Annotated in this window: 17 protein-coding genes; 11 read left to right on the forward strand and 6 right to left on the reverse strand. The window is 62.2% G+C overall.

The features are described 5' to 3' along the window. Positions 1–20: 20 nt before the first annotated feature. Genes IQ25_RS00205 through IQ25_RS00250 form a run of 10 tightly spaced genes read left to right on the forward strand, consistent with a single transcriptional unit; the run spans position 21 to position 10,488 of the window. A complete protein-coding gene (locus tag IQ25_RS00205; protein WP_011445811.1) occupies positions 21–413 on the forward strand; it encodes a hypothetical protein in 393 nt (130 codons plus the stop codon). Then, positions 410–817 (forward strand): type-F conjugative transfer system protein TrbI, encoded by a 408-nt coding sequence (locus IQ25_RS00210; RefSeq protein ID WP_144901122.1) that lies wholly within the window; start codon positions 410–412, stop codon positions 815–817. Before IQ25_RS00205 ends, IQ25_RS00210 begins: the two co-directional genes overlap by 4 nt. Further along, on the forward strand, positions 804–1,328 hold the full coding sequence (locus tag IQ25_RS00215) for a S26 family signal peptidase (protein WP_011445813.1): 525 nt from the start codon (positions 804–806) through the stop codon (positions 1,326–1,328). Before IQ25_RS00210 ends, IQ25_RS00215 begins: the two co-directional genes overlap by 14 nt. Next, positions 1,325–1,972: a type-F conjugative transfer system protein TraW gene (traW, locus tag IQ25_RS00220; protein WP_011445814.1), complete on the forward strand. Its 648-nt coding sequence runs from the start codon at positions 1,325–1,327 to the stop codon at positions 1,970–1,972. Before IQ25_RS00215 ends, traW begins: the two co-directional genes overlap by 4 nt. Next, positions 1,969–2,997, forward strand: a complete 1,029-nt coding sequence (traU, locus tag IQ25_RS00225; protein WP_144901124.1) for a conjugal transfer pilus assembly protein TraU — start codon at positions 1,969–1,971, stop codon at positions 2,995–2,997. Before traW ends, traU begins: the two co-directional genes overlap by 4 nt. Then, positions 2,994–3,758, forward strand: coding sequence for a type-F conjugative transfer system pilin assembly protein TrbC (gene trbC, locus IQ25_RS00230; RefSeq protein WP_144901126.1), 765 nt, complete (start codon positions 2,994–2,996; stop codon positions 3,756–3,758). The genes traU and trbC overlap by 4 nt, the downstream gene beginning before the upstream one ends. Then, positions 3,755–5,482 (forward strand): conjugal transfer protein TraN, encoded by a 1,728-nt coding sequence (locus IQ25_RS00235; protein WP_144901128.1) that lies wholly within the window; start codon positions 3,755–3,757, stop codon positions 5,480–5,482. The genes trbC and IQ25_RS00235 overlap by 4 nt, the downstream gene beginning before the upstream one ends. Beyond that, positions 5,463–6,314 carry a conjugal transfer protein TraF gene (locus IQ25_RS00240; protein ID WP_144901130.1) on the forward strand — a complete coding sequence of 284 codons (852 nt, stop codon included), beginning with the start codon at positions 5,463–5,465 and terminating at the stop codon, positions 6,312–6,314. The genes IQ25_RS00235 and IQ25_RS00240 overlap by 20 nt, the downstream gene beginning before the upstream one ends. 1 nt (position 6,315) lies before the next feature. Beyond that, positions 6,316–7,752, forward strand: coding sequence for a conjugal transfer protein TraH (locus tag IQ25_RS00245; protein ID WP_144903005.1), 1,437 nt, complete (start codon positions 6,316–6,318; stop codon positions 7,750–7,752). A 33-nt stretch (positions 7,753–7,785) separates the two neighbouring features. After that, a complete protein-coding gene (locus IQ25_RS00250) occupies positions 7,786–10,488 on the forward strand; it encodes a conjugal transfer protein TraG N-terminal domain-containing protein (RefSeq protein ID WP_144901132.1) in 2,703 nt (900 codons plus the stop codon). A gap of 10 nt (positions 10,489–10,498) precedes the next feature. On the opposite strand, the gene IQ25_RS00255 is transcribed toward IQ25_RS00250, so the two are convergent. From IQ25_RS00255 to IQ25_RS00280, 6 genes are all read right to left on the reverse strand, one after another. Then, positions 10,499–10,729 (reverse strand): hypothetical protein, encoded by a 231-nt coding sequence (locus IQ25_RS00255; RefSeq protein WP_011445818.1) that lies wholly within the window; start codon positions 10,727–10,729, stop codon positions 10,499–10,501. A gap of 435 nt (positions 10,730–11,164) precedes the next feature. After that, complete coding sequence (locus tag IQ25_RS00260) at positions 11,165–13,933, reverse strand: phospholipase D-like domain-containing anti-phage protein (RefSeq protein ID WP_011445820.1); 2,769 nt, start codon at positions 13,931–13,933, stop codon at positions 11,165–11,167. Positions 13,934–13,949: 16 nt separating this feature from the next. Beyond that, entirely contained in the window at positions 13,950–16,889 is a 2,940-nt protein-coding gene (locus IQ25_RS00265; RefSeq protein ID WP_144901134.1) for an anti-phage-associated DUF1156 domain-containing protein, read from the reverse strand. A 9-nt stretch (positions 16,890–16,898) separates the two neighbouring features. After that, the gene (locus tag IQ25_RS00270) at positions 16,899–17,471 is read right to left on the reverse strand and encodes an anti-phage-associated DUF3780 domain-containing protein (protein WP_011445822.1); all 573 of its coding nucleotides are present in this window, start codon (positions 17,469–17,471) and stop codon (positions 16,899–16,901) included. Next, positions 17,471–20,575, reverse strand: coding sequence for an anti-phage-associated DUF499 domain-containing protein (locus tag IQ25_RS00275; protein ID WP_144901136.1), 3,105 nt, complete (start codon positions 20,573–20,575; stop codon positions 17,471–17,473). The genes IQ25_RS00270 and IQ25_RS00275 overlap by 1 nt, the downstream gene beginning before the upstream one ends. Positions 20,576–20,706: 131 nt before the next feature. Continuing rightward, positions 20,707–21,576: a WYL domain-containing protein gene (locus IQ25_RS00280; protein ID WP_144901138.1), complete on the reverse strand. Its 870-nt coding sequence runs from the start codon at positions 21,574–21,576 to the stop codon at positions 20,707–20,709. A gap of 408 nt (positions 21,577–21,984) precedes the next feature. Between IQ25_RS00280 and IQ25_RS00290 the strand changes: the two genes are divergently transcribed. After that, positions 21,985–22,626, forward strand: a complete 642-nt coding sequence (locus tag IQ25_RS00290) for a S24 family peptidase (RefSeq protein WP_007688341.1) — start codon at positions 21,985–21,987, stop codon at positions 22,624–22,626. The last annotated feature ends 9 nt before the right edge of the window (positions 22,627–22,635 follow it).

Consider the following 22,635-nt stretch of genomic DNA (forward strand, 5'->3'; position numbering starts at 1 on the left):
ACCAAAGGATCCCTATCTCCATGCCTCTCCACCTCGTCACCCCGTTCGACCGGACCGACCCGTCCGAAGACGAACAGCCCGTCAGCCCGCAGGTGCAGACCTTGCGCTCGCGCATGGCCGATGGCTGCTACATCCTGCTTCGCGGCTGCCTGTTTCTCGGCTCATCCTATCTGATGGCGCTGGGCCTGCCGCTGCTGTTCTTCCTGCTGTTGTCAGGCGGCAGTCCCGATGCCTTCTTCGCCCATGTTGCCAATCTCGGTGACCGCTTCCTGGCGGCCGACCTCGCACGGCGCGTGACATTCCTCGGCCAGTGCAAGCTCGTTCTGATCGGTCTCGCGACGCTCGTCGTCGTGTGGCGCATGCCGCGCTTCATCCGCGATCTCGACCGCGAACTTTCGGGAGAAAAGCTGTGAAGAACATTCTGGCAACATCAAGCCTGCGGGGGCGGCTTTCAGCGATCAATCTCACCGCTGTCGTGGTCGGCGCTGGCATGGTCGGTCAGGTTCTGTGGGGTGTCTGGGCGACGGACAAGCTGCTCACCCTGGAAAAACGCGAGGTCGTCACGGTCCAGCTGAGCCGGATCATGGGCGACTTCATCGAAGCCGAAGCGCGTGCCGGTCGGCCGCCTGAAGAAACCAGACTGCGCGTCCAGGCCTACCTCAAGGCCGTGGAGGCCTCGGTACAGACGCTCGGACGCGAAGGCCGGACAGTTCTGGTTGCCGAAGCAGTGGTCGCCGGGAGCACGCCGGACCTGACCGGGTCTGTGCGTGCCGACGTCATGCGCCGCATGGGAGCCCTTCCCGATGCTGCCCGCTGATCTCTTGATCCGCTCAGCTTCGGCGCGCCGGCTCGTGCTTTGGGGCGGGCTCGGCGCCGGGGCACTGGCGCTCTCCTCGCTTGCCGCCTTCGCGCAGGGCCATGCGCTTATGATCAATGTGAGCCCCAGCCTGCCCTACTGGGCCATCTGGGTCACGCGGGGGGCACCCGTGCATCGCGGGGACATTATCCTGTTCGACCCGCCCACCTCGCCTTTGTTGGTCAAGCATTTCGGGGCGAAGCCCAAGCCGTTCGGCAAGCGGGTGAGCGGTGTTCCGGGCGACATCATCACCGAGCAAAACCGCATCTACTTCGTCAACGGTGAGGCCGTGGCCAAGGCCAAGCTTGAGAGCCGCCTCGGCGAACCGCTGGCGCTTGGACCTACGGGGCGCGTGCCGAAAGGCTGCTACTTCGTCACCAGCGAACACAAGGATGGCTTTGACAGCCGCTATGCCGCGATCGGTTGGATCTGTGGACCGCGCATACTCGGGGTCGGGAGGCCAATCCTGTGAGGCTCCTCACTCTGCCGGTTTGCACCACTGCGCTGGCGCTGGCCATCGCACCACAGGCAATGGCTCGCGATTACGGCCAGCACGGCGCGGTATGGCCGGTCATCGAACCGGACCTGCTTCAGCAGATCCATGCCAGGCTCACCCGGCTTGAGAAGACCGGCGAAACGGCCCGTCTCAACGAAGAGCTGAAGCAGCGTACGATCGCCCGGGTCAACCGGCCAGAGCCTGTTGCTGGCGTTACCCTCGCCTCGGCGCTGCGCAGCTGGCGCTTCGATCCGACGATCACCGCCCCGCGCGATATTGCCGACGACAAGGGCCGGGTCATCATTGCTGCAGGCACGCGGGTCAATCCGCTCGATACCGTGCCGCTGCGCGCACCTCTCGTCTTTCTCGATGGGGACGACCCGGCACAACTCGCCTGGGCCACCCGTCGCTATGCCAGCACCAAGGCGAAGCTTATCCTCGTAGCCGGTGCGCCGCTCGACCTCATGAAGGCCCGTCAGCGGCGCTTCTACTTCGATCAGGGCGGCACGCTGGTGAAACACTTTGGCATTCGCGCGGTGCCCGCAACCGTCGAGCAGCAGGGCCGCGCGCTCATCATCACCGAACAGCCCGTGCCTCTCAAGGAGCGTGCGCCGTCATGAGCAAGAAAAAACGCCTTCTGTCATGGCTTTGCGGAGCACTTCTGCTCACCAGCCTGAGCGTCGTGTCCAGTGCTCCTGCCCAGGCTGCGGCCGGCCCCGGGCGCTGCACTGGCAAGTTCGTCAATCCGATCACGGACATCTGCTGGTCGTGCCTGTTTCCGATCTCGATCGGTGGCCTGAAGATCTGGCCGTCAAGCCGTCCCGATCCGAGCAACCCGGCTCTCCCTGTTTGCCTCTGCGGTTTGCGGCCCGGCATCGCCATGGGGTTCTGGGAGCCGGTCCGGCTTGCCGACGTCAGCATGAAGCCATGGTGCTTTGTCAATCTCGGCGGGATGAAGCTCGATCCGGGGTTCGACATCGGCTTCAAGTCGATGGCGGGGCCATCGGCGGTTGGCGGCGCCACGCAGTACAACTCGCAGTGGCATGTCCACTGGTATGCCTATCCGCTGATATACTGGATGGAGATCGTCGCCGATTTCCTGTGCCTCGAGTCCGGCTCGATCGACATCCTCTACATCACCGAGATTGATCCGCTGTGGCAGGACAGCGAGCTCACCGCGATCATCAATCCCGAGGCGGTCCTCTTCGCCAATCCCTTGGCGCTTGCCGCCTGTGCAGCGGACTGCGTGGCGGCAACAGCCAAGCTGCCGACCGATGAGCTGTTCTGGTGCGCGGGCTGCCAGGGCACGATGTATCCGCTCAACGGCAATGTCTCGGCAACGATTGGCCATGTCCAGGCCTCACGGCTCGCACTCGCCCGCTTCTCCTACAAGCTCCACCGCGAGCTCGTCGCCTGGGGGACGATGGGCAGCAAAGGGCTTTGCGGCAAGTACCTGATGCCGGTGATGCGCAAGCAGCAGTACCGCTTCCAGGCCACCAATCCCAATCCGCAGACCAAGGGCCGCTACGCCTGCGCGCCCATTGGTGCCTCCACCACCTTCATGTCGGCAGGCCAGGTCTATCCCGCGATTGGCGAGGACATGGGCTATCTGGTCTGGCGCAAGCGGAATTGCTGTGCGCTATGAACAAACTTCCTCATCTTCTTGTAGTCGCGTCGCTTTCCAGCCTTGCTGCTTTGGCTGGCGCCTCGGCGCAGACGGCCGAACCGGACCTCGATCTGGCCGCTATCCGGGCGCGGGCCAGTGCTGGTGCCCCCGATGCCGACGCGCTGTCCGCCAATGCCCGCGCCAGAGCCGAAGCCCTCGCGCGGGAGGCGAGGACCAGCTCCGACGAGGCCGAGGCGCACGCTCGCCGCTACATGCGTGAGGCCGCCGCAAACACGAAGCCTGGTGAGGCCAGCACATTCGATTTTGACCGAATGGTGGCCGATGCAGGCGCCATGACCAGCGAAGGCATGGGCGAGGCGCCGAGGTTCATCGCCTTTGCTTCGCTATCGATGCCGCCTGCAGCGCTGCGTGCGATGATCGACGACGTGACCAAGGCTGGCGGTGTTGTTGCCTTGCGCGGGCTGCCCGGCAACAGCGTCAAGGCTCTCACCACGGCATTGGCCAAAGTTGCCAAGCCCGGCGAGCAGCTGGACGGCGTCGGCATCGACCCGCGGCTGTTCCGCGCCTTCGGAATCGAGGCGGTTCCCACCTACGTCGTCACCAGCAGCGACTTCGATCTATGCGACGGGTTCGACTGCCGGACGCAAGTTCCGCCGCACGACCGGATGAGCGGCAATGTCAGCGCAGCTTACGCGCTCGAGACCTTCGCGCGCGGCGGCGGCCCCGGCGCTTTGCTCGCCGCCCAGCACCTCGCCCGTCTTGAAAGGCAGGTCCCATGAAACGATCGGTCCTCTCTCTCTCTGGCGTGGGCGCGCTTCTTCTCGCCCTCGTCGGCCCGCTCCACGCCCAAACCACAACCGATGCTGCCAAGGCCGACGGCAAGGCTTTCGGGCGGGACAAGGCAGCCGCGGCGCAAAGCGCGGCAACGACGAACCCGGATGCAAGCCGCATTCCCAATTTCGGCGGCACGCCGAGCCAGTCGGGTTACTTCGACGATCCTGACCGGATGAGCCGCGAAGCGGCGAGCCATGCGACGACCAACACTGGCTACAAGGCCATGCGGGATTCGATGGACCGGCGCGCCCGGTTTGCGCCGCAGGATCTCGACGCAACGATCGCGCGCAGCAATATGATCAGCGATGACCCGCTCGCCTATACGAGCGGAATGGCCATTGGCGGCGCACAAGGGCGGTGCGTGCCCTTGCCGCCCGCCAGCGGAACCGCGGCGCGCTACATAGCGACCTGCAATGTCGGCTATACGGCGACACAGGAAACGCGGACCTGCCCAGTGACGTTGACCGCGCGTGTCGAGCAGCGGCAGGTCTACGGCTACTATTGCGTAGGCGGCAGCGGTGTGGACCCGGCTTCGGTCTACAACTGCAACCGCTACCCCGCGCCGCAATGCACGGTCACGCAGTCCTATCCGATCAACCTGTGCGATCCTTACTTCGGGATCTACTGGGGCTGTAACTCGGGCGATCTGAGGGTCGATCTCGTCAGTTGCACGGCGCCGGTCGATGGCGCGACGCCCTACACGGTGACAGGCGAGAACGTCGTCACGACCACGCGCGATGAAAGCCTGTGCGCTGGTCTTGCGGCTGATAACTCGTGCCAGGAGGACACCGAGACGTGCACGGACAGCGATCCGGTGACCCGCATCATCGATGGCATCGCCGTGACGCAGCCGTGCTGGGCGTGGAGCCGCAGTTACAGCTGTGCGCAGTTCATCGAGGCACAGGACTGCCAGACACTTGAAGCCACTCCAGGCTGCAAGCTGATGCGCGAAGACTGCCTCGCGGGCGAGCCCTGCCGCACCTGGGAGCGGGTCTATGATTGCCCAGTTCCAGACCAGCCTGCAACGACCGGCCAGTTCATCTGCGACGGTGATGTCTACTGCATCGATGGCTCGTGCGAGACCATTCAGCGCGAGGCTAACGACGAGTTCAAGGACGCGGCCGTCGCCTTGAACGCGATGAACCAGGCGCGCCGCGAATTCGATCCGAACAATCTCACTCTGTTCAAGGGGACCCGAGAAAGCTGCTCGTCCAAGGTCTTCGGCGTGCTCAACTGCTGCAAGGGCAAGGGCTTCCCGCTTATCCCGGGCATCCAGCTGCTCGTGGCGCTGGGCTGCAGCCGCGAGGAGATGCTGCTGCATCAGAAGGATGCGCAGGGTCTGTGCGCCTACGTCGGCACCTATTGCTCGTCCTCGTTCCTTGGCGTGTGCCTGACCAAGCGCAAGGTCTACTGCTGCTTTGAATCCAAGCTTTCGCGGATCCTTCAGGAGCAGGGCCGCCAGCAGCTGAACAAGCCCTGGGGCAAGCCGAAGACCGAGCAATGCCAGGGCTTCACCATCGACGAGTTTGCCCGGCTCGACCTCTCGAAAATGGACTTCAGCGAGGTCTACGCCGAGTTCACCGACGCTGCTCGCCTGCCTGACGAGCTGCAGGCCACCCAGGACATCCAACAGAAGATCGAGGACTATTATGCCCGCGCCCGCCAGTAAGGCCGCGTGGTGGCTGCTTGCCGCCTGCGCGATTGCCAATTCCGTTTGCCAGTTGTCTCCGGCGACCGCCCAGTCGGTCGCAAGCCGGACCGATGCGCCGCCCAGCGCACAATCGGCCGAGCGCCAAGATAGCTTCTATTGCGAGGAACGGCGGCTCGGATACTGGTTCTACTGCGAGCGGCCCAAGACGCCGGAGCAGAATTCGCCCTCGCCAGCACCTGCGGCCAGCGCGACCAGTCAACTTGATGCGATCACGGCGACGTTGCGCGAACTGAAGGCCAAGGCGATCCTCGAGCCGACGCCGGCAAATGTGACGGCCTATATCCGGTTCCAGCGCGCGCAGCTCGACCGGGCATCGCTCTTCAGCGACGTCTGGCAGCGGGCGATCTGGCAGGATCCCGAGCTCGACTACACGCTGCAGCGCCCGGTCTCGACACTTGGCAAGCGCCAGTGGCAGGATTCGCGAAGCGCGGAACGGAACGCCGCGATGGCCCAGCTTTCCGAGCGCTACGGGCTGTTCTACTTCTTCGCCCAGAGCTGCGGCGCTTGCGAAGTCATGTCGCCAATCGTGCAGAGCGTTGCCTCGACCTGGCATATCGCCGTGCGCGCGATTTCGACCGATGGCGGCCCGTCGCGGCATTTCCCGAACTACACGGTCGAGACCAACCAGCGCAGCCGCATGGGGCTCGAGCCCAAGATCACGCCAGCGGTCGTGCTCTGGGACGCGCAGACCGGCCGCCCCATTCCGATCGGCTACGGCGTCATGAGCGCCGACGAGCTTCAGGACCGGATTTACCTCCTCACATCGAAGGAAGCTGGACGTGACTACTAGGATGAAAAGAGCCATCGCTGCGCTTCTGGCAGCCGCCCTCCCCTTCGCCCTCCCGCTGTCTGGCGCATCGGCCGACGTCGGCAGTTCGATGGACTCGTTTCTGAACGACGTCGGGGGCGCTGCCAACGTCAACGGACCGACCGCGTTCCAGGGGCAGTCGGCCGGCTATTACAGCCTCGGCAATGTCTGGACGCGGTTCCCGCAGAAGACGACCAACATCGCCAATCTGCAGTTGCCGCGCGCTCGCGCCGGTTGCGGCGGCATCGACATCTTTGCGGGGTCCTTCAGCTTCATCAACGCGAGCGAGATCGTCGCGATGCTGAAGGCAGTCGCGAACAATGCTGTCGGCTTTGCCTTCAGCCTAGCGATCGACACGGTCTGCCCGGAATGCTCGAAGATCATGCAGGAGTTCAGCCAGAAGGCTCAGCTCATGAACAACCTCAACATCAACTCCTGCGAGATGGCCCAGGGTCTGGTGGGCGGGATCTGGCCCAAGGGCGACCTTGCCGACAAGGCGATCTGCGAAGCGATCGGCAACTCCGAAGGGATTTTCACCGACTATGCCGCGGCCAAGCATGGGTGCGGCACCAAGGGGCAGCGATCGAGCACGACCGCGCAAGGCTCAGGCAAATATGATGACGTCAATCCCGGGGTGCCGCGCAACTACACCTGGACGATCCTCAAGAAGTCGGCGTTCTTCTCGCCAGGCGGCCGGTTCGACGAAGAGCTCGCCGAATATGCGATGACGCTGCTCGGCACGATAATATACGTGCCCCCAAAGGACGATGAGCCGGGCAAGTTCGTGCCAATCGTCGGCGAAGCCTCGTCCACCCTCGTGACTTCGCTGCTGGATGGCACGGCGAATGGCAATGTCCTCATTTTCGACTGCGACGAGCCGGAAAAGTGCCTCAACCCGGGCTTCAAGTCGCTGAGCCTGCCGGCATCGAAAGCGCTGCGGCCGCGCGTGGCTGCGCTCATCGGCGGTATGGTTCAGGCCATCCGCGACGACACCGCGATCAGCGAAGAGCAAAAGGAACTGCTGCAAGTCGCGTCTATCCCGCTCTACAAGATCCTGACCGTCCAGGCGGCCTATGGCCGGGGCATGCCGACCGACGACCGGGAGACCCTGGCCGAGATCGCCAGTGTCGACCTGCTGTTTGCTGTGCTCGACCGGATAGTGAGCGAGGCGGGCCGCTCGATGTCGAGCTTCATCGGGGCCGACGAAGCCAAGATCGCCATGTGGCAGAATCAGGTCAATGTCGTGCGTCAGGCGCTCGCTGACCGGCAGGCCAACACGCATCTCAAGGTCAATGCGGTGCTGCAGATCATCGAGAAGACGGCGTTCATCGAGAACGTGCTGGCCGCCTCGATGTCGCCCGGAATGGCCGCATCGCTGGACTGGTCGCGCGGCGTCCAGAGCCGCGCCCTTACCCACTGACCGGGCCAACCACATCAAGGCGGGACAACAGACATGGTCGAGATTTTCACGGTCGGCGGCGGGGACTATCTGGTCAACGTCTTCCAGGCGGTCGCCGCCTGGACCGGCAACGGGGGCTACAAGAGCCTGCTCCAGGTGGTGATGGTAATGGGGCTTGGCCTGTCTGCCCTGACCCTTGCGTTCAACCAGGACTGGCGCGCCTGGATCAACTGGTTCCTCGGCGCAACGCTCATCTACTCCTGCCTAATGGTGCCGCGGCTCGAGGTCCATGTGACCGACCGGCTCAATCCGAGCCTTGCCCCGGCCAATGTCAGCAACGTGCCGCTGGGCCTGGCCTTGATGGCGAGCTTTACCAGCCAGGTCGGCGACTATCTGACGGGCTCGGCAGAAGTGGTGTTCGGCCTGCCCGGAGATCTCAACTATTCGAAAAACGGGATGATCTACGGCGCGCGGCTCTACGATGCGACCCGGTCCTTGCGGATTTCCGATCCGGAGTTTGCTGCCAATCTCGACGAGCATTTCCGGCAATGCGTGTTCTACGACGTCCTGCTCGGCCGCTACTCGATGAAGGAGCTGGCAGAAACCGGCGACATCTGGGCGACGATCGCGCCGGGAAGCCAGGCGCGCGCACAGCGCTTCCTGACCCGGGATGCCACTTCAGGCCAGGTGAGCTCGAACATCGTGACCTGCCGCGAGGCCTACGACACGCTCAATGCGCAGTGGGCCGGCCTCGTCGATGCGATGGGATCGGTGTTCGGCCGTCAGCTTTACCCCAACCAGACGACCGCGCTCGCCAAGGCGAAGCTCTTTGCCGACCTGCCAGTGGCCTATCAGTACCTAACCGGCGTCTCGGCCAACGCGACCGAAATCTTCAAGCAGACGCTGACTATCAATGCGATGAGCCAGGCGATGCATTCGATGTCCGGCACCAGCGGCGCGGGCAATGTCGACGTCTACGCCCAGACCCGCGCCGACATTCAGACCGAGCGGACCTATGGCTCGATTGCGAGCAACGCCATGAAGTGGGCCCCACTCCTGAACGTCGTGCTGACCGTGCTGTTCTATGCGCTGTTTCCGGTGCTCTTCCCGCTCTTCCTGCTCCCCAAGACGGGACCTGTCGCACTCAAGGGCTATGTGACGGGCTTCTTCTATCTCGCGGCCTGGGGGCCGCTGTTCGTGATCCTCCACATGATGCTGATGTACAAGGGCGCGGCCGACATGAGCGCGGTCACAGGCAGCAACGGCCTCAGCCTGGCGAGCTTTACCGGAATGGCCGACGTCAACAGCGATATCGGTCTGCTGGCCGGCTATCTCATCGCATCGGTGCCGTTCCTGGCAGGCGGTGTGGCCAAGGGCGCCATGGCGATTTCCCACCACGCCACGAGCTACCTCAATCCGAGCCAGAACGCGGCCGAGGAAGCGGCCCGGGAGGCGAGTACCGGCAACGTCTCGCTCGGCAACACCAGCTTCGAAAACTCGAGCGTCCTCACCCGCCAATTCGCACAAGGCACGATCGCGCCAAGCTTCACGTACGGCGCGCCGCAGACGCGGACCTTCAGCGACACCGGGGCAATGACCACGAGCTTTCCGGACGGCAGCTACGACCAGATCCCGACCTCCAGCTATCCCTTCACGCCGACGCTGGGCCAGGAATTCACGGCGCGCCTTTCGACGATGGCATCGCAGGCCCGCGCCAACAGCGAGAGTTATACCAATTTCGCAACGGAATCGACGACCAGCGCGGTCACGAAGTTCCGCGAGCTCAGGGACCAGTTCAGCCGGGGCGCATCCTTCGAGAGCGCGACCGGTACCTCGAATTCCGACAGCATACAGACCGCATTCAGCGAGGTCGATCAGGCATCGACCAGTCTGCAGCGGCAATTCGGGCTGTCGCGCAGGGCCGCAGATGACATCTCTACCGCTTGGTTCCTGGGTGGCGAGGCCGGGGCAAAAGCTGGGATTTCTAATGGCGTGCTCTCGGGAAGCGTAGGAGCGAAGGGCGGTGGGACACGCACATGGACCGACAGCGACATCGGTATCGCATCCGAAGACCGCTCACGCATCTTTGGGAGCCTGTCCCAGATGTCTGACAGCCGCAATTGGTCGAGCACCCGCGATGGGTTCGTTCGCTCAGTCAGCACTTCATCAAGCTCGTCGATCTCGAGCACCGCGAGCGGCATGAACGCATCTCTGACAGAAGCCCAGAGCTTCACAATCGAAGCTCGTCGGGCCGAGGAGCTTGCCAATCGTCTCGAGAGCCAGGCTTCTTTCTACGAAGGAAACAGCGCTGCAGGCAGCCTCAATTTGTCCCAAGCCTACCGCGAATGGGGTCTCGCCGAGATCGAAAGCAACCGCGATTTCTATGGCAATGCGCGGTTCGACGATGTCACGTTCCAGCTCAGCCCGGAAGGCCAAGCATTGCAGGCAAAGTTCATTGAAAGTTATGCCGAGCAGCTTCGCGACGGAATCGACGATCGCCTCGTACTCGTCCCCGGACAGCCCGTATCCCGACCGGCTATCTCAAGCGCGGGCTCAGTGCGCGGCCGGGCACAGACCGGCGGCGGGGGTTCCGATTCAGTGCCCCGCGTGGGTGCCGGCAATCTTCATGAAGAGGTGCAAAAGGCTCAGGCGGCCGGTCGCCAGAAGATTACCGGCTCTAGGGGACGTCTAGACGCGATCACCAAGGGAGCCCAAGGTGCCAGTGCAGAAGCAGCCGATGATGTGAAGGAGTGGTGACCTGCAACGGTCACCACAGTCCGAATGACGCGCCCGCTAAGAATGCGAAAACGGCAACAATGACGAAGCCGCCGATGATCGTCAGCTTACGCCCCCAAGGGTCGGCCCAGGCCTTCTTGATACGATACTCCATCAGACGATTCTCGCGGAGCGCCTGATCAAGCTCCGACAGACCCTCCCAATTCTGGGATGCAGATCGGTTGCCAGTATCGATGTCAAAGTTGCTCATGATCGCATTCATCTCGCTGCTCCTTGGAACATAGCAGAAACGAGGACAGTAACCAGTAAAACATGCCCCGCAGCGGTGAGTGCGCAGCCTCTCCTCCAATTCGGTCTAGGCCGTCACGTATCGGCGTTTTGATCCGGCAAGAGCATCATCTCGCTTCGGATGCCGGGACGGGTCATACTGTCCGCGACGGTCGGCAAACATTTGGTCAAAGCGCTTTGGATCGCAGCAATCGAACTCGCCGCTAGCGTCTGCAGTGCTATGAGTGAGTGCATCCTCGCGGATTGGGCCCACCCATCGAGGATCGATGCATAGGCGCGCCCATCAAGGATGAATGCACTCGGCGTTTCGTAGAATGCACTCTCTGCTGGGCTAAAGGCATATTCCCATGTTTCCGCGGTAACCGGCGTGCAAAGGCGGTTCCCCTTGAGGTCGGTATCGCATGGCCGTTCACCTGCCAGAGCCCCAGGGACGCTCAAGCAAAGTCTCGATATCTCTGCGTGAAACTACTTTAGTCCAAAGCTCCCAGTCAGCGTCGCCATCGCCAACTTCGAGAAAATCTCCATACCTCAAGCTGAAAACATCAGCCGGACTTTCCGGCTTGGTGAAAGATTTGAGCTCCGCCTCAAGTCGCTCAATATTCTCGATCCAATCGTCTTCGATGGTATCGGGCAGCGAGCCAAGTATGTCGTAGCGGTCCTGCATGCGCTCCGAGAGACGTTGGTAAACCCGTTCATCGATAGTGCCTGAATACACCAGGTTCGCCATATCCACCTCGCGACGCTGCTGGCCGTACCGTTTGATTCGACCGATCCGCTGTTCCAGACGAGACGGATTCCACGGCAAATCGACATTGATTAGGGTGCCCAAAGTCTGGAGGTTCAAACCCTCACAGGCGGCGTCAGTCGCACAGACGACCCGAAGCTTCCGCTCCTTGACCCCCCGTTTGATGTCCTCGCGGTCGATCGACCGCCACTCCCCGCCAAGCAAGACACCTGACTTTCCAACCCCGGCATATACCGCGACCGGCTCTGTGGGGTGCGTCTCGCTGATTAACTCACCTACCCAGCGAGCAGTGTCATAATACTGGGAAAAGATGATGCAGCCGAGCGCAAGCCACCCCTCTTGGTCAAGATAGTGCAGGACAGCACGTCCCTTTGGATCTTCCTGCTTAGCCGAAGACAGAATCTCCAAAACCCGTTCGAGATGGATCGCCTCGACATCCACAGCGGCAGCATAAGCCTCCGCTCCCAATTCTTCGATCGCTTCCAGCAGGTCAGGATCTTCAGCCTCTTCGGCTAGAATTCCCTCGCGGCGGCGCTCCAGCATCTTCGTAGCGGTCGCTATTCCGGACGCGATGGAGGAGCATATGCGCTGCATCATCAGATTTCCGAGAAACCCAGTTCCAGCCTGACGCGCCTTCATTGCCTTTGTGAAGAGTTGGACCTCCTCGTAAGCTCGGTCATAGAAATGCGGTGTGCGGACCGCACCACGCTCGAACACCGCCGGGGAGGTGCTAGGGCGCGGGTGGATGTTGACCGCGATCCGGTCCATCAGTCCTGCTTCCTCAAGCGTCTTACGGCGGCGCAGGACTACATGGCGGCCAAGCGGGTTGTGGTACCGCATGAACGGCAGTTTACGGGCGATCTCTCCCATTTCGAGCACCTCCGCCAGGTCCTCGCGGGTGAAATCGTCCAGATCCGCGAGGCCGCGGTCAGTGAAAAACTCGTCTTCCCGGACCTTCAGGTCCTCTCGTATCGCCCGGAACACGGCTGCCTCGCGGGCATGCGGGAGTGGTGAGCGGAGCCAAGGCCAGGCCGCTTCTGGTTCCGGCGGGGCCGTCCGACCAGAAACTAGGTCGAGTGCCTGCTCTGAGTCCCACCACCGAGACGCGCTCGGCCGCCCAAGGACATGATCCTGCCCGTAGGCGAGTAGCTTCATAAGGTCCCAGATCTCCTCCCGGTGCGTCTGGATCGGGGTTGCAGTCCCGATTACTAGGTGGCGTGTTCGCCCGGCAAGGCGCTCCATGGCCTGGTAGAGCTTACCTGGCTCCGGCTCATCCATCCCGATCCCACGCTTGACCCGAGCCTTGTGCCCCTCGTCGAGCGCTATCATTCCGTAGGTCCCGCGCAACAGTGCCTGTGCCTCCGGGCCGCCGCGTACAAGGAGGCCGGTTGAGACAATCCCGATTTGCGCTGGGCAGCGCAGCACGTCATCAGGATCCCGTGACCGGTAGAGGTGGCCACGATGGTCCAACCAACCCTTCTGAGGCGCGCGCGCCCAGACACAGGAAGGGAGACCCAGCTTGTCCCAGAGCTCCATCTGCCATTGGAGGGTCAGGGTGGCCGGGCAGAGGATGAGGAAGGCCCCGTGCCCCATCAGGACCGAGAGCGCGCCAGTTGCGGCCATTGATAGGGTTTTTCCGACCCCTACTTCATCGGCGAGCAGGAGACGAGCTGCCCCGTATTTCTGGTCGTGCTCTACGAAGATCTTCACGAAAGCCTTCTGCCATGGGGCGAGTCCCTCTCCACGGCGCACGAGGGGGCTCTCGACGGTGACGGATTTAGCCAGTCCGACCGGGTCGGACTGCATCTCCTCCACCTGAACTTCTATCTTGTTGGCTGTCCGACCAATCTCGTCGATCACAGCCTGTGAAAGGGGCACCCCCTTTTTCCAGAGCCAGTCGAATTCGGACCGGACCCAAGTGGCCGCCTCTGGGGACTGGTCCTCCCAGATCATTTCGTAGGATTGCACCCACCCATTTGCGGTCTCATTGATGGACCCAATGAAGCTAGAGGTGGTCCCGTCGGGGCGGGTTATTACCCCCGCCTTTCCATGCAGGAAGGGCGCGTTATCGCGTGAGACGACCCGGATCTCTACATTCCCGGCGGTCAACAGCTCGTGCAAGCGCCGCCAGCGGGGCCGCTCCAAGAGTGCGTCGACCTCGTCCCCTTGCTCGTGCCACCGCTCGACCTGCGCCTGGTCGCGAGCCTTTTGACTGAGCGTGGCCGCCGTCAGGTCACGCGGGTCTAGGTCCGCGTTGCAGACGATCCGGACCCGACCGATTGTGCTGATCTCCTCGTGGATCAGGTCGAAAATGGAGGAGCGGAAATACCCGGCGATCCGGTCATAGGTCTCTGCCCCTTTCAGCCGGTCCTTCAAGAAGACATGGGAGAGGCGGTGATTGCGCGAGGAAAAGCGGGAGATCAGGTCAGGCACGACGCGCGTCTCCTCATTAGATCCGCTCCGTTTGGATCGCGGTCCCGAGGATCCGAGCTGCGCTCGCTTCTGCCGGGTCATTCCGCTCCCGCTTCGTGGCAACGTAGGCCACGATCTGGCGGAGCACGTCCCGCTTGCGTAGGTAGTCCGGGATCAGGTCGCGTAGCTCGTCTAGCACGTCCTCCACCTCGTCCTCCTTGCCGACGCGCCAAATTGCGCGCAAAGCGAGCCGGACAGTGCTGTCGCGGCCGAACTGAACCCCCTCGGCCATGGCGCCGCGGCCGAGACCCTTGGCGGTTTTGAGCTTCGAGTTGTTCGGAGTCTTCGAAACCATCAGGTCATCGTAGTCCCCAACCCGGAACGCCTTGGCGAAGTTCTGGAATTGGTCGAGCTTGGCCTCACCGGCCTCCTCGATGTCCATCATCTTAAGATAGAACCGCTCGGCTCCGTTCAGCTCGAGCCATAGCTCCCGTTCCAGCCCATCCGGGACCAGGAATTCGTTGGCAGTCTGGACCGCGAACTCAGTAAGCTCGTCGACCAGGGTCTTTTCTCCCCTCTTGCGTGGGCGGAGCGCTTCCTGCGTCATATCCTTGCCATCGATCTTCGTGTAAGCAGTCAAAACCCTGAGGGCGGCCGCGTAGCCGGCCATCTGAAGGTCGGCGTCGTTAAAGATATTCTCGCCGCGCGCCGCGTCCATCTGGTCGTTCAGCCCGATCATGTCTTTGATCTGGCGCTCCACCTCGTCCCGGATCTCGTGGACAATTTCATCTTGGTAGCCGGACTGCTCGCCCTGGCGTTTCCTTAGGACGATCATGTGGGTCCCTTGGACGTAGCCACCTTTCTTTAGCTCAGTCATATTTTCAGTCGACACGTACCAGTCCTGAACCACCTGAAGACCCGCGCCCCAGAAAATCTGAGCCATGTCGGACCAGGTCTTGGCATCCTGGTGCGTGAACTGCACGATCTGGATCCCATTGTCCGACATATGCTTGGTCATCGCGCCATAGGCGTCGATCATCGCTGTCTTGAAGGACTGCCCTTCGCCCTTGATGGCGAGGTTCCGGCGGGAATCCCAGATCCACTTATCGAACGGTGCAGGCGGATTCTTCCGCAGCCATGCGATGAAAAACTCGGTGATCTCGTCATATTGGACCGCGTCCGCATAGGGAGGATCTGTGAGATAGATGTCTACGTGCTCATCAGCCTCACTTGCACGACGACTGATCAGCCTACTCTGGCCAGATAGCGGGGAATTATTGGGCACGTCTTCTAGATACGAGCGGGCGAAACCGAATGACCTCACGCCGTAGTTTGGGAACGTGTTGAGGGCCTGATTATAGAAGGTTTGGGCCACAGACTCTCGCGCGGCGCCTGTCCCGTAGCGACAGAGCTTAGAGTTCCAATCAATGAATTTTGCTGCGAAGGCGCGGCCTTCTGGCGACATCTTTGCCTCAGACAGTATTAGAGCTGTAAAGAGAATTTGCCGTGGGCAGAACAGATGGTGCCAGTAGGTCCAGCCGCGTGTCCGGATCGGTTCATCTGTCTTGTTCCCAGGCTCAATTTGCATGTCAGAAACGAACCCATCCCGCTGCCATTCGGCCAGATGACGCTCAACATATTCGACGACCTCCTCCTCACGTGCGAGGTCTTCGGGCGTCACGGAAGCGAACCAGGTTCTAGGGTTAGCTTTCCCCTTCTTGATGTCCTGCCCGTCCATCCACTGGATCGCATAGAGGCGTTCCTGGAAGATGTCGTTCGGACGGGGCCGGACGTCATCCTTTTCCCACAGCCGGAGCCGGTTTCCGCTCGTGCCGTCGTCAACCCGGAAGTCCCCCCGGATCTCCTTCATGGAAATGCCTAGGTCATCGTTTAGCATCGGGTGATGGAGACGACCGCCCCGGAGCGTTCCGACCTCCGCCGCCTCGACTTCCTTATCCGTGACCCCGTTAAGTATCTCAATCTCATAGCGCTTGTTCGCGTGGTCGGGGATGAGCCGGGCGATGGTGTTCCGCTTCTTGGAGATCATCCAGGTGGGGGTAACAGGCACCATCCAGCCGGTCCGGGGGCACCGGACCTCAACGCAGTAAAGGTAGAGCTTCGCCCGGTTCCCGTCGGCGTCATGCTCGATCCCAATGTCCGTGATCGCCTTGTCCACGTTGTTTGCGATCTGACGCATCTCGCGCACGATCTCCGCATGCCGCTCAGGACTGGCACCCACTATGTTGAAGCTGGCCCAGCTCAGCATGCAGGCGATCGGGTTCAGGTCTGACGCGATGACGTCACAGCCGACCCGGGCCGCCTCAAAGGGAATCGATCCCGAACCGGAGAAGGTGTCGGCCAAAAGGGGGCGTCGCCCAAACCGCATGACCCCGAGCTGTTCAACCAGTTCGGCAATCGAACTGGCACGCGTACGCAGATGAGCGTTCACCTCGCCCCAGATCCCGTCTAGCAGCTCATGTTCCGCCAACTCCTCAGGACGTTTCACCTTCTCCAGGCGCTGTCCGTAAGGGATGTCGATAAAGGCTTGCGCGATCCGACGCTGACGTTCACGCGGGTCAAGATCATCGCGCCACACCCAAGAACGCCCTGTATCCTCGGCCACCTCAAGCGCGTGATCCGGGAACGTCTTCACGAAGGCAGTCGGCCCACCGTCATACCGACGACCGAACGTTTCGTCCGCCATCCCCATCAGTTTCTCGAAGATCTCGACGTCCCGTTCCAGATCATCGGTTGCCGGCATCAGTGCCGCGAGGACGCAGGCCCGGGTTAAAATCAGGGGCTTGCGTCCCTTCCAGTAGGAACCAAGCCCGGTCAATGTTTGCCCTTGAACCGCCTTCCGCTCCTTCTGGGTCTCCGCCGAGATCTTCGCCGTCGGCCAGGCCCGCTCGATTAGGGACGGAGCGTCCCGCAAGCTTAACGGCACAACGGCGGATTTCTCGGTGGCGGTCATCGTCATCATCAATCCTCAGAACTTGCTGAACAGGTCAGGTGTCTTCTCGGCCGGATCCACCGGACGCGGGCGACGGGGCGTCTTCGGCGCCTCCTCCCCGTCCCGAATCAGGGCGTGCCGGATCGCGACCCGCCACCCGGTCTTGGGGCTGTCCCACTCCCCCCCGTCCCGGTCGATTTGCTGGAAAAGCCACCAGAGCTCCTCCGGCCGGTGCGAAGACCAGCGGGTGAAGGCGATCGCCGCCTCGTCCGGGGTCGCGTCCTCGATCGCCCAGGCGAGTACACAGAGCTCGCGCCCGAGGATCCGCTCGACCCGGTTGTCCCCAGCATTGAAGCGAGATGCCTTCAGGTCCTTCTCTTTCAGGCGCCGGTTTAGGTGGGCCTTCACCCCCTCCGCCACTTGGCGCCACGTGTCGCGCTGCACCGTAGCCCGGCAGAGCCGCTGCGCGGCGGTCCCGACCCCGGCTGCGCCGAAGTCTTCCCAGACCTCGACAGTGTCCGTGCGGCCCGCTGGGATCCGGACCAAGAACTGGTGCGGCAGGGGGTCGTTCGGGACCCCAAACCCATGGGTGATCACCTTATCCGCCATCAGGCCTCCTGCTCCACGTCCTCAACCGGGATGTCGATCCCGACTTGGGTCGCGAAGTCCTTCAGGGCATACCCATCAGGGAAGTCCGCCTCCCGAAACCGGAGTTGCACCTCCGCGTCCGGCTGCCCGAGCGCACCGCGCAGCCCGTCGATCATCGTCTCGATGTCCGCACCCGACAGGGCAACGTCCCCGCCGCTGCGGACCCGGAGGCTCCGCTCCCCCTCACCAACAGTGACGCTGACCCCGTGGAACCGGACGCTCTCCTTCCCCTTCGCGGCCCGCACGACCCGGAGAACCTCCCCCTTGGAGGCGAACTGGAAGTCACGTTTCGCCTTGGCGGGGCGCTCGTTGTTGATGGTTCGCTGTGCGCCGACCGCGTCGAAGGCGAAGGTCCGCTGCGCGGACACGCCCCCCTTGACCGCGTAGACGTAGAGGGTGGTCTTTTGCCTCCCGTCGATCTCTATCGCTCCGCCATTATAGAGCGACCCGTCCTTCGGGTTGATCCCCGAGGTGTTCCAGCGCAGCTCCGCCTCGGGACGCGCTGCGAGGGTCACCTGCCACATGCCCGCGTTATCACGCCGCTCATGAGTGATCGTAATAGACCCGGCCCAGCGGTACGGCTCGCTCACCTCCCCTGTTTCCGGGTTACGGGCCTGGAACCAGAGTTCCACCTCCGTGGTCCGATAGGTTCGGTCCGTGATGATCTCACCGGCGTCCAGCCCCTCCCGGGTCGGTGCAACCAGCACTTCGGGTGCCCGCCCGGCGTTCGAGACGGCGAGCTCCAGTTCGCTCTCCCCGGTCGCCTCGTCCCCGCCGATCCGAGTGACCCTGATCAGTGGCTGTGGTGGGGGCGGGCTCTTGTCTACGTAGCCGTTCTCCTCGACCCAGCGGCCCTCCGCGAGGGCGGCTGCCTTGATCTCCTCCATTCCTTTCGGGGGGAGCCATATCCAGCGAGGGTTCGACGCGGCCCGCTCCAGCACGTCCGACCAGCGGGTGCGGGACTGGTTCTCCGGGAACAGCTGGTCTTCGCAGCGCTGGATCAGCCCGTCCGTTTTCTCCGGGTCCAGCTCGACGAGCTTCTTTGCCCCTCCTCCCGCGAGAGCCGCCTCAACCGCCTTCTCCCCTTGGATCACTCCCCGCTCCTGGAAGTGGCCGAGGTCGATCCGGGCGCTCTTCAGCTCCTTCGTCTGCGGGTACCAAACCGCGTTGAAGAGGCTCTTGACGGTGGAGTTGAACCCAATCTCGGTCGTTTCCTGCTCCGTCTCAATTTCCCGCTGGTGCCGGGGGGTGTCCGCCACGATCGTCTTCACGGCAGCGATCGCAAGGAGGCGACGGACGCTGTCCTCCGCGCTGGCCATCTTCGACCCGTCCCCGGCGACCACGCAGAACGCGTTCTTGTAAACCACGTCGTCGAAGAACCGCGCTGCCGCAGCGGGCGGGGACTTCGCGTCGGGGGAGAGGACCAGACAGGTCCGCTTAGACGGGGTCAGGTTCACTTCATCGACCCGCGGAAGGACCACCAGCTCAGAGTAGGCGAGCTTGTTGACGGGACGGAAGATGTCCGTGAGGCGGCGACGCATCTCCTCGTCGACCCGGTCCTGCGGAATCTTTCCGACCTTGTCCTCGATCTGCTTGCGGACGTTGGCGATGTCGGAGAAGTACCACCGATCCCCGTCCCGATTATGCAGGTACCAGCAACGGTCCCGAAGCTGGTCGAACGCCTCGATGAACCGCGTCGGCTCTTGGCCGGGGGAGACCAGGTACTCCACGACTGTGTCGCGGGGCAGGCCCCGGATCCCGTCTGTGTTGTCCGACAGCGACGAGATGAACAGGAGGGTGGCCACCTGCGACGCGGCGCGGTCGTTCCGGTCCCCGTCGATGCCCTGAGCGTGCGCGGATCCGTCCGTGTCATAAACATCGCTGGCTAGAGCGGACTCCAGCGACCGCTCGATCTCCTTTACCTGATCTCGGGTCTCCTGGTCGGAGAAGTCGAGGAACTGCGCCCCGATCAGGAACACTTCCTCTTGGTCCTTTCTCCCCCAGACCCCGCGCATCAGGTTCGCGGTGAACTGGATTAAGCCCCGGGTCTGACGGAACTTCTCGTTCTCCTTGAAAAGGGAGAGAATGTCCTTGTAGCTCGGGTGGAACGGGTAGGAGGCGACGATCTCGTCAGCCATCTGCTCGGCAGATTTCGCTAGCGCCCGGCCCCGAATCGCCTCCTGGTAGGTGGCAAGATAGGCCTGCGCCACTCTGTCCACCTCTGCCCCGTCCGGGTCCGGGAGTCGGGTGAAGAGGCGTTTGCGCAGGATGTCGTAGATCTCGCCCGTGTTCAGGTCGACCGGGGTGATCGACTTCGCGCCGCGGCTCGTCTCCTTCTGGAGGTCCGCGAGCTGCCCGCCTAAGATCCGGCGCGCCTCGTCATAGGCGGCGTCGAGGGAGGCGACCACGACCACGCAGCGTTTGAGCTTCATCGCGGCGGAGAAAAGGTTTGCGATTGAGTATTTTAGAAGGTCCAGCAGGGTCCCCTGACCGACCGTTTTTGTGTGCGCCATGGCGAGGTACGGGGGGAGCTCGTCGAGCATGATCAGGGTGGGCCGGTCCCCTATGAGCCGGATCCAATCCCCCTCGTTCATCTCCTTCGGCCCGTTGACCCAGTGGTCCCGGAACGCCTCCGCCCGACCAAGCTGCTCGGCGATGTCCCCCCAAATGAAGTTCTGAACGTCCCGCCCGTTGACGGTGGCGATTACAGCAGGCTCGTCACCCATCCCGGCCGTGATCGTGTCTGGAAGTTGATCCTTTAACTCCGGAAACCGAGCCAAGAGGCCGAGGGCGATCATGTTGTGGGTCTTACCGCCGCCCATCGCCTGACGAAGCTCGAAGACCGCCTGTTGGCTTTGACCGGACAGGCGCCGCATAGCGCCACGCAGGAACTCGGACATTCCGCTTGTAACGTGGTTGCGAGCGTAGAAGGCACGCGCAGTCGAAATATCAGCGTCGCCAATCGATGAGAGGTGCTCCACTTGCTCGGATCGGCTCATCGAGAACACGTCCGGGCTGATGTCGCAGAGAGAGGTGACCAAAGGAATATTGTAACCCATACTCATCTGCAGCTCTCCAAAGCCTAACTGTCCAACTTCAAACCGATGCGAGGCAGCTTTACACAAACTCGAACCAGACACAGATTAGAATGGCGGAAACTTAATAGAAATCCGAAACAAAAATCCGATGTATAGCACTATTCGATGACACCCTTCGAACCGATGTCGATGTCGCGGCAGTTCAATAGAACAATCTGCTGGTCCTGGGGGCTACGTGCTGCCGGATCGGTATCCAATCCAAGGCGCTTCAATGCGTAGTAGAGGAGAGCCCGCCGCACCGGGATGGTCGTCACGCCCCTTTCCATTCCGTAATCGAGCTCGATCGCCTTGCGCTGACCAGCGCTCAGCGCGGGATGAGGCGCGATCTGCAGCTCAACATGCTCCTCCCATTCGCGATCGCCGGAAGGCCTAGCTTCTGCCGGCTTTGATGAACGCGTATCGGTGATGCGCGAGAGAACAAAATCCTTGAAGGCGCTACTGCGTGGGCAATGCGCCCGAGCATGCCATCTGAAGCCGTCAAACACCAAGGCATGAGGTTCGATCCACCGCCAAGCGGGCTCAGGGGATGACATCGATTGGTAGAAAACCTCGATCGCCTCGTGCCGCTTGATCGCCGTTACGATGGCCCTCAGAATTTTGGACGAGACACCGCGGGCGGGAGTCGGGACACAGGCGAAACTCGGCAAACCTCCGATCCAGCTGTCGTCGGCGGCAATGATCCCATCCGAGAGCGATCTGAGCTGGGAGAGATATTGGGATGCGTCGGGCTGGTGAAATACGGGCGTGAATGTCGAGCTACGAACATAAGTCCTGGCGCTCTTGTCGTAGACCATGTTGGCTTCAGCCAGGCCGAGATATCTGTTCAGATCCGTCGAAGCTTGGTTGATCGAAACGCCGAAAACTTCGATCAGGTCACTCCGGTTGACATGCCCTTCCCAGAAGAGCCTGAATTCGATGAACTCGAGGCGGCTCTCAACCCCGCGTCGCAATCCCGAATCGCTGTCCATCGCCAGATCCCCCAAGAAACTGGGCTAAACCAGTTTCTGTATGGGTAAGCGTAGTGGATGCTTGATGGCGAGGCAACGAGATTCGGAAAGCTGCTTGCCCGGATTTCGCTAATTTACCTGCGGCTAACTGCCTCTGAGCTCGCAAGAAATTCCGACACTTTCTGGCAGGTCTTGCGGCGCGGCCTGCGCCCATCCCGAAGGTCCTGAACGAAGCGAGGATCTGCCACGACGTGCCGACCGAAGGTGCTCGGCGACGTCCGTGTTTGCGCCAGATATGCCTCGATCTGCTCCAATAGCTCCATCGCCATAGACTCGCTTTAAGCTTGCGTTCTTGTTATGTTCTTACTAGGAAGGCTTCCTAGAGTCTAGGATCGATTTTCCTAGGTGCCCGCGATAGGACTGGCAGTCATGGACGACGCACGCAGAGCCCTGGACGAACTGATCCAGCAACGAGGGGTGAATTACTCCTCGGTTTCGCGCCTGCTGGGGCGCAATGCCGCTTACATCCAGCAGTATATTCGGCGCGGCAGTCCGCGGCAGTTGGACGAGCAGGATCGCTCGGTCCTGGCGCGATTTTTCGGAGTCGATGAGAAGGTCCTTGGAGCCCCTGCCCGCCGCTCAGGCCCGGTGGTAGAGTTGGTCCATGTACCTTTGCTCAATGTCGAGGCATCAGCCGGCCATGGCGCTCTGGCCGAAATGGAAGCCAAATCCGCGCAGTTCGGCTTCGACGAGAAGTGGCTTCGCCGACTGACCGCGAGCAAGGCATCGAGCCTCTCGATTATCGCGGTCCATGGGGACTCCATGGAGCCCACCCTGCATGATGGCGACGAGGTTATGGTCGATCTCGGGGATGGCCAGTCGCGGCTGAGAGATGGGATCTATGTCCTGCGGATGGACGACATGCTGAGCGTAAAGCGCATTGCCCTCGAACCGCAGGGCAAGCGCGCGTCGGTCCTGAGCGACAACCCTGCCTATCCAAGCTGGCGCGGCCTCGAGAAACGCACGCTCAATATCGTCGGACGGGTTCTCTGGTTCGGACGGGCGCTCTAAGGTGGTCCT

Origin of the sequence: Novosphingobium taihuense (genome assembly GCF_007830315.1) — a bacterium.
In the GTDB taxonomy this organism is placed as follows: Bacteria; Pseudomonadota; Alphaproteobacteria; order Sphingomonadales; family Sphingomonadaceae; genus Novosphingobium; species Novosphingobium taihuense.

Bases quoted from the DNA above. Each gene is read 5' to 3' on its own strand.
- traU (WP_144901124.1), top strand. From the start codon at position 1,969: ATGAGCAAGAAAAAACGCCTTCTGTCATGGCTTTGCGGAGCACTTCTG.
- IQ25_RS00235 (WP_144901128.1), top strand. From the start codon at position 3,755: ATGAAACGATCGGTCCTCTCTCTCTCTGGCGTGGGCGCGCTTCTTCTC.
- trbC (WP_144901126.1), top strand. From the start codon at position 2,994: ATGAACAAACTTCCTCATCTTCTTGTAGTCGCGTCGCTTTCCAGCCTT.
- IQ25_RS00290 (WP_007688341.1), top strand. From the start codon at position 21,985: ATGGACGACGCACGCAGAGCCCTGGACGAACTGATCCAGCAACGAGGG.
- IQ25_RS00215 (WP_011445813.1), top strand. From the start codon at position 804: ATGCTGCCCGCTGATCTCTTGATCCGCTCAGCTTCGGCGCGCCGGCTC.
- IQ25_RS00275 (WP_144901136.1), bottom strand. From the start codon at position 20,575: ATGAGTATGGGTTACAATATTCCTTTGGTCACCTCTCTCTGCGACATC.
- IQ25_RS00240 (WP_144901130.1), top strand. From the start codon at position 5,463: ATGCCCGCGCCCGCCAGTAAGGCCGCGTGGTGGCTGCTTGCCGCCTGC.
- IQ25_RS00270 (WP_011445822.1), bottom strand. From the start codon at position 17,471: ATGGCGGATAAGGTGATCACCCATGGGTTTGGGGTCCCGAACGACCCC.
- IQ25_RS00265 (WP_144901134.1), bottom strand. From the start codon at position 16,889: ATGACGATGACCGCCACCGAGAAATCCGCCGTTGTGCCGTTAAGCTTG.
- IQ25_RS00255 (WP_011445818.1), bottom strand. From the start codon at position 10,729: ATGAATGCGATCATGAGCAACTTTGACATCGATACTGGCAACCGATCT.
- IQ25_RS00280 (WP_144901138.1), bottom strand. From the start codon at position 21,576: ATGGACAGCGATTCGGGATTGCGACGCGGGGTTGAGAGCCGCCTCGAG.
- IQ25_RS00245 (WP_144903005.1), top strand. From the start codon at position 6,316: ATGAAAAGAGCCATCGCTGCGCTTCTGGCAGCCGCCCTCCCCTTCGCC.
- IQ25_RS00250 (WP_144901132.1), top strand. From the start codon at position 7,786: ATGGTCGAGATTTTCACGGTCGGCGGCGGGGACTATCTGGTCAACGTC.
- IQ25_RS00205 (WP_011445811.1), top strand. From the start codon at position 21: ATGCCTCTCCACCTCGTCACCCCGTTCGACCGGACCGACCCGTCCGAA.